The organism is Actinomadura verrucosospora (assembly GCF_039540335.1).
Lineage (GTDB): Bacteria > Actinomycetota > Actinomycetes > Streptosporangiales > Streptosporangiaceae > Spirillospora > Spirillospora verrucosospora.
Genome location: NZ_BAABEV010000062.1, coordinates 33,248 through 39,699, shown reverse-complemented (window position 1 = coordinate 39,699; position 6,452 = coordinate 33,248). Strand labels below are relative to the sequence as shown.

Sequence of the window (6,452 nt, the reverse complement as noted above, 5' to 3'; positions counted from 1 at the left end):
TGGCCGATCGGGGCGCGGCGCTGCACGCGGCGGCGCGCGCGGTCGAGGAGCGCATGGACGAGCTGGCCGCCCTGGTGACCGCGGAGATGGGCAAGCCGACCGGTGACGCGCTCGGCGGCGTGGAGGCCGGGATCGGCACCTTGCGCCAGTACGCCGAGCTGGGTCCGCTGCACGGCGGGCGCAGCCTCCAGGGCGGACGGGACGCCGCCGACTTCATGGTCCGCGAGCCGTGGGGCGTCGTCGCCGCCATCACGCCGTGGAACGATCCGGTCGCGATCGCGTGCGGCCTGGTCGGCGCGGCCGTGGCGACGGGCAACACGGTGGTCCACAAGCCCTCCGAGCGCACGCCCCACACCGGCGCGATGCTCGCCGAGCTGATCGCCGGGTCCCTGCCGGACGGGGTCCTGAACGTGGTCGCGGGCGGCGGCGCGGTCGGCGAGGCCCTCGCCGGGCACGCGGGGGCGGACGTCGTCGCGCACGTCGGCTCCACCCGCGCCGGCCGCCGCATCGCCGAGCTGGCCGCGCGGACCGGGGCGAGGACCGTCCTGGAGAACGGCGGCGCCGACCCGCTGATCGTGGACGCGGGCGTCGACCCGTCCTGGGCCGCCGGGCAGGCCGCGCTCGGGTGCTTCGCCAACGCCGGGCAGATCTGCACCTCGGTCGAGCGCGTCTACGTGCACGAGGCCGTCGCCGAGCCGTTCCTGGACGCGCTCGCCGCCCGCGCCCGGGCCCTGCGCACGGGGCCGGGCGCCGACCCGTCCACCGAGCTCGGGCCCCTCGTCGACGAGCGCCACCGCACCCAGGTCCACCAGCAGGTGGAGAAGGCCCTCGCGGACGGGGCCCGGGCGCTGGCCGGCGCCCGCCTGCCCGAGGGCCCCGGCTGCTTCTACCCGGCGACCGTCCTGGCCGGCTGCGCCGACCACATGGCGGTCATGGCGGAGGAGACCTTCGGCCCCGTCGCTCCCGTCCGCACCGTGGCCGGGTTCGAGCAGGCGCTGGAGGCCGCGAACCGCTCCCGCTACGGCCTCGCCGCCACCGTCCTCACCCGCGACATGGCGCACGCCCAGGCCGCCTGGCGCACGCTGGAGGCCGGCACCGTGAAGATCAACGCGGTGTTCGGCGGCGCCCCGGGCGGCGCGGCCGCCCCGCGCCGCGCCAGCGGCCGCGGGTTCGGCTACGGCCCCGAGCTCCTGGACGAGATGACGGCCGTCAAGGTCGTCCACGTCCAGGCCGCCGCCCCCTGACCCTCACCCGGCGTCCGCTCCGCGCGGCCCCGCGGCGGCGGCCAGGTAGCGGGTCACCATGCGGGCGACGAAGTGGGCGAAGGCCTCCGGGGGCCCGGACGGGAGCATGATGTGGCTCATCGTCAGGCGCACGGCCGCGTCGGCGATCTCGGTGAGCGCGGCGCGGTCCAGATCCGGCCACTGGCGCAGGGCGTGCTCGGCGATGCGGGCGCTGGCCGCGAACAGCACCGGCTCGGCCTGCGTGGTGAGCAGCGGCAGCATCTCGTCGCCGCCCGCGCCCGTCAGTACCGCCTTCTTCAGCTGGTCGTCGGCGGAGGTCTCCATCGTGAACGTCACCGCGGCGACCACCGCCGAGTAGACGTCGGCGTGCTCCGACAGCACGGCGTCGATGCCGTCGAGGTAGCGCTCGTTGTCGCGGATCACCACCGCCTGCGCGAGCCCCCACTTGTCGCCGAACTCGTTGTAGACGGTCTGCCGGCTCACCCCGGCGGCGGAGGCGACGTCCCGCATCCGGACGGCCCGGTAGCCGCGCTCCACCAGGAGGTCCGCGGCGGCGTCCAGCAGGGATTCGCGCACGGAACGGCCGGCGGTGCCCATGTGTCGTCGCCCTCCAGGGTGCTGGTCAGTACGCCATTATCCCCCGCGGGCCGCCGCCGGGCCATCGCGCGCCCGCCGGGTCGCCGCCGCCGTCGAGCAGGTGCGCCAGCGGGAGGGTGGCCGCGCCCACGGCGACCGCCTCCGGCCCGAGGTGGCACAGCTCGATCGAGGTCTGCGCGAACGGCTGCCGCAGCGCGTAGGCGGCGGTGGCCGCGACGATCCGGTCCAGCATCCGGCCGCCGATCAGCAGCCCCGCCCAGCCGCCGATGATGATCTTCTCCGGGCTGAACAGGTTGACCAGGTCGGCGATGCCCGCGCCGAGGTGCTCGGCGACGTCGTCGCGCAGGGCGGCCGCCGCCCCGGACGGGTCGGCCAGCAGCCCGGCGAGGGCCGCCTCCTCGTCCGTCCCGGCCGGGCCGCCCGCGGCCCTGTAGCGTTCCAGCAGGGCGGTCGCGCCGACGTAGGCCTCCAGGCAGCCGCGGGACCCGCACCGGCACGGCGCGCCGCCGACCCGGGACGTCGTGTGGCCCCACTCGCCCGCGCTGCCGGCCGCGCCCCGGTACGGCGAGCCGTCGATCATCACGGCCGCGCCGACGCCGGATCCGACCAGGGCGACGACGGCGTCGCGATGCCCGCGCCCGGCGCCGAACCACATCTCCGCCTGGCCGAGCGACGTCGCGCCGTTGTCCACGAACAGCGGGAGACGGGTGCCCTCGCGCAGCATCCGCTCCAGCGGCACGCCGTCCCAGCCGATGGTCTGGCAGTGCACGACCGCCTCCGGGCCGCGCTCGATCACCCCGGGGACGCCGACGCCGACGCCGATGATGGACGCCGGGTCGACCGACGCGCCCTCGATGACCGCCGGGAGGCCCTCCAGGATGTGCCGGACGACGGCGCGCTCGTCGTGGCCGCCGTCGCCGAGGGGCAGGTCGGCCTTGGCGAGCTGGGTCAGCTCCAGGTCGAACAGCTCGACCATCACCCGCGTCTCGCCGACGTCCACGCCGACGAGGTGGCCGTAACCGGCCGCGGTCTTCAGCAGCACGCGCGGCCGCCCGCCGTCGGACTCGACGCTGCCCGCCTCCACGACGAGCCCGGCCTCGATCAGCTCGCTCACCACGTTGCTGACCGAGGCGGGGCTGAGGCCGGTCTCGCGGGCCAGGTCCTGGCGGCTCAGCGGGCCGTCGAAGTACAGCCGCCTCAGCAGTACCGACCGGTTGGCGCGGCGCAGGTCGCGCACGGTCCTCCGGCGCCGTTCCGGCATCGGCCCCCCTCATCCCGCGGCCCGGGCCGGGCCGCGTCCCCCGCAGCTTCTCAGGTCTTGACCCGCCCATTATGTCACTGCTTAGATCACGGCGTGAAATAAGGTGTGATCTAACTCTCGGAGTGACCCCCGTCACCTGATCGGAAGGCCGAGCCGATGCGTCCACACCCCTCGCGGGCCCTCGCCGTCCTCGCGGCCGGGCTCCTGCTCACCGCCGCGGCGGGCTGCGGCGGCGGCACCACGTCCGGCGACGGCGACCCGAGGACGCTGACCTACTGGGCCAGCAACCAGGGCACCGACCTCGCGGCCGACCGGAAGGTGCTGGAACCGGAGCTGGCCAAGTTCGAGAAGCAGACCGGCATCCGGGTGAAGCTGGAGGTCGTCCCCTGGACCGACCTGCTCAACCGCATCCTCGCCGCCACGACCTCCGGCCAGGGGCCGGACGTGCTCAACATCGGCAACACCTGGTCGGCGTCGCTGCAGGCGACCGGCGGCCTGCTGCCCTTCGACTCCGCCGCGATGGCCGAGGTCGGCGGCGCGGGGCGGTTCGTCCCCGCCGCGCTCGCCGCCGCGGGCGCCAAGGGCAAGGCCCCGGCCGCCGTCCCGCTCTACTCCCTCGCCTACGGCCTCTACTACAACAGGAAGATGTTCGCGGACGCGGACCTGGAACCGCCCAGGACGTGGCGGGAACTGGTCGACGCCGGCCGCGCCCTCACCAAGGACGGCAGGTACGGAATCGCGATCGAGGGCGCCAGCATCCCCGAGAACGTCCACCAGGCGTTCACGCTCGGCCAGATGTACGGCGCCGACTTCTTCACCCCGGACGGCAGGCCGCAGTTCGCCACCCCGCAGGCCGTCGCGGCCGTCAAGTCCTACGTCGACCTGCTCGGCAAGGAGAAGATCGCCGCGCCGGGCAACGCCGAGTACTCGGCCAACCAGTCGCTGAACGACTTCGCCACGGGCAAGGCCGCGATGCTGCTCTGGCAGGCCACCACCAGCGGGCTCACCAACCTCGGCATGAAGCCCGGCGAATGGGGCGTCGTGCCGACCCCCCGGCCGTCCCCGGCGCCGCCGGGCGGCCGGAACATCACCTCCATGGTCGCCGGCATCAACATCGCGGTCTTCAGGAACACCGGCAACCGCGGCGGCGCGCTGAAGTTCGTGAAGTTCATGACCGGGGACGAGGAACAGAAGATCCTCAACAGGGCGTACGGATCGCTGCCCCCGGTCGTCTCGGCCCAGAGCGACCCGGCCTTCGACACCGCGGACCTCAGGGTCTTCAAGAGCGTCCTCGCCACGAGCGCGGCGCCGCTGCCGCAGGTGCCGCAGGAGAGCCAGTTCGAGACCGCCGTCGGCACCGCGATGAAGGAGCTGTTCGCCGACGCCGCCGCGGGCCGCCCGACCACCGAGGCCGAGGTGCGGGAGCGGCTCGCCGCCGCCCAGCAGCAGATGGGCGGGTAGCGCGTGACCGCCGCCGACGTGCCGGCCGCCGCCCTCCCCGACGGGGAGGGGGCGGCGCGGCCGGGGGAGACCGGGCCCGCCGGGCCGCGGCGGGGGAGGCGGCGGCCGCGGCTGCCTCCGGGCGCGCTGCCGTACGCGCTGCTCGCGCCCGCCGCCGTCGCCGAACTGATCGTCCACGTCGTGCCGATCGCCGTCGGGATCTGGATGAGCTTCAAGGAGCTCACCCTCTTCTACATCCGCGACTGGTCGAGGGCGCCCGGCAGGGGCCTCGGCAACTACCGCGTCGCGGTGGACCTCGACGGCGCGATCGGCGCGGACCTGCTGCGCTCGTTCCTGGTCACGCTCGCCGTCACGCTCCTGGCGGTCGCCCTGTCGTGGCTGTTCGGCGCCGCCGCGGCGATCCTCACGCAGGACCGCTTCCGGGGGCGCGGGCCGCTGCGCGCGCTCTTCCTCGTCCCGTACGCGCTGCCCGTCTACGCCGCCGTGATGACCTGGGCGTTCATGTTCCAGCGCGACAACGGGCTGGTGAACCACGTGCTGGCCGACCAGCTGCACCTGACCGGCGGCGGCCGGCCGTTCTGGCTGATCGGCGGCAACAGCTTCTGGGCGCTCGTCACCGTCGTGGTGTGGCGGTCGTGGCCGTTCGCCTTCCTGGTCCTGACCGCCGGGATGCAGAGCGTCTCCCGCGACCTGTACGAGGCCGCGGCGCTGGACGGCGCGGGCATGTGGCGGCGGATCCGGCACATCACGCTCCCGGCGCTGCGGCCCGTCAACCAGGTGCTCGTCCTGGTGCTGTTCCTGTGGACGTTCAACGACTTCAACACGCCGTTCGTCCTGTTCGGCAAGGCCGCCCCGGACGGCGGCGACCTCGTCTCGGTGCACATCTACCACGCCTCGTTCGTCACCTGGAACTTCGGGACGGGCTCGGCGATGTCGGTGCTGCTCCTGCTGTTCCTGCTGGTGGCCACGGCGGCGTACCTGCTCGCCACGTCGAGGAGGAGGCCCGCGCATGGCTGACACGCGTCCCGCCCGCAAGGGCCGCGCGCCGACCGACCCGCCCGCCTCCTTCGTCTGGACGCGGCGGATCGTGCTGACCCTGCTGACCGCGTTCACCCTCCTGCCGGTCTACGCGATGGCCAGCTCGTCGCTGAAGCCGCTGGAGGACGTGCAGCGCCGGTTCCGCTGGATCCCGTCGCGGCCGACGGTCCGCCCCTACGTCGACATGTGGTCGACCGTCCCGCTGGCCCGCTACTTCGCCAACAGCGTGATCGTGGCGGGCGGCGCGACGCTGGCGTCCGTGGCGATCGCGATCGGCGCGGCGTACGCCGTCAGCCGGTACCGGTTCGCCGGCCGCCGGGCGTTCACGGTGACGGTGCTGTCGACGCAGATGTTCCCGGGGATCCTGTTCCTGCTCCCGCTGTTCCTGATCTTCGTGAACGCGGGGAACGCGACCGGCATCGCCCTCTACGGCAGCCGCGGCGCGCTCGTCCTGACCTACCTGACGTTCTCGCTTCCGTTCTCGATCTGGATGCTCGCCGGGTACTTCGAGTCGATCCCGCGGGAGCTGGACGAGGCGGCCCGGGTCGACGGCTGCGGGCCGGTCGGCGCGCTGCTGCGGGTGATCCTCCCGGCCTCGCTGCCCGGCGTCGTCGCGGTGACCGTCTACGCGTTCATGACCGCCTGGGGCGAGGTCCTGTTCGCCTCGGTCATGACCAGCGACCGGACCCGCACGCTCGCGATCGGACTGCAGGGCTACTCCACGCAGCACGAGGTCTACTGGAACCAGGTGATGGCCGCCTCCCTCGTGGTGAGCGTCCCCGTCGTCGCCGGGTTCCTGCTGCTCCAGCGCTTCCTGGTGGCCGGGCTGACCGCCGGCTCCGTCAAGTGAC

Annotated in this window: 6 protein-coding genes; 4 read left to right on the top strand and 2 right to left on the bottom strand. The window is 74.1% G+C overall.

Going from position 1 to position 6,452, the window contains the following annotated elements; translation table 11 throughout:
* Nucleotides 1-1,244, top strand: a 1,244-nt coding sequence (locus ABD944_RS38895; protein WP_345186294.1) for an aldehyde dehydrogenase family protein, incomplete at its 5' end; no start/stop codon positions are given.
* A gap of 3 nt (nucleotides 1,245-1,247) precedes the next feature.
* Here the strand turns inward: ABD944_RS38895 and ABD944_RS38890 are convergent.
* Nucleotides 1,248-1,841 (bottom strand): TetR/AcrR family transcriptional regulator, encoded by a 594-nt coding sequence (locus ABD944_RS38890; RefSeq protein ID WP_345186291.1) that lies wholly within the window; start codon nucleotides 1,839-1,841, stop codon nucleotides 1,248-1,250.
* Between the two features lie 25 nt (nucleotides 1,842-1,866).
* Complete coding sequence (locus ABD944_RS38885) at nucleotides 1,867-3,102, bottom strand: ROK family transcriptional regulator (RefSeq protein WP_345186288.1); 1,236 nt, start codon at nucleotides 3,100-3,102, stop codon at nucleotides 1,867-1,869.
* Nucleotides 3,103-3,258: 156 nt separating this feature from the next.
* Between ABD944_RS38885 and ABD944_RS38880 the strand changes: the two genes are divergently transcribed.
* The 3 genes from ABD944_RS38880 to ABD944_RS38870 are packed head-to-tail and all read left to right on the top strand — an operon-like array spanning nucleotide 3,259 to nucleotide 6,451.
* On the top strand, nucleotides 3,259-4,563 hold the full coding sequence (locus ABD944_RS38880; RefSeq protein WP_345186286.1) for an ABC transporter substrate-binding protein: 1,305 nt from the start codon (nucleotides 3,259-3,261) through the stop codon (nucleotides 4,561-4,563).
* 3 nt (nucleotides 4,564-4,566) lie between these two features.
* On the top strand, nucleotides 4,567-5,580 hold the full coding sequence (locus tag ABD944_RS38875) for a carbohydrate ABC transporter permease (protein ID WP_345186283.1): 1,014 nt from the start codon (nucleotides 4,567-4,569) through the stop codon (nucleotides 5,578-5,580).
* A complete protein-coding gene (locus ABD944_RS38870; RefSeq protein ID WP_345186280.1) occupies nucleotides 5,573-6,451 on the top strand; it encodes a carbohydrate ABC transporter permease in 879 nt (292 codons plus the stop codon). Before ABD944_RS38875 ends, ABD944_RS38870 begins: the two co-directional genes overlap by 8 nt.
* The last annotated feature ends 1 nt before the right edge of the window (nucleotide 6,452 follow it).

What these genes read in the sequence shown, in the direction of transcription:
- ABD944_RS38890 (WP_345186291.1), bottom strand. Translation starts at nt 1,841, where the DNA reads ATGGGCACCGCCGGCCGTTCCGTGCGCGAATCCCTGCTGGACGCCGCC.
- ABD944_RS38885 (WP_345186288.1), bottom strand. Translation starts at nt 3,102, where the DNA reads ATGCCGGAACGGCGCCGGAGGACCGTGCGCGACCTGCGCCGCGCCAAC.
- ABD944_RS38880 (WP_345186286.1), top strand. Translation starts at nt 3,259, where the DNA reads ATGCGTCCACACCCCTCGCGGGCCCTCGCCGTCCTCGCGGCCGGGCTC.
- ABD944_RS38870 (WP_345186280.1), top strand. Translation starts at nt 5,573, where the DNA reads ATGGCTGACACGCGTCCCGCCCGCAAGGGCCGCGCGCCGACCGACCCG.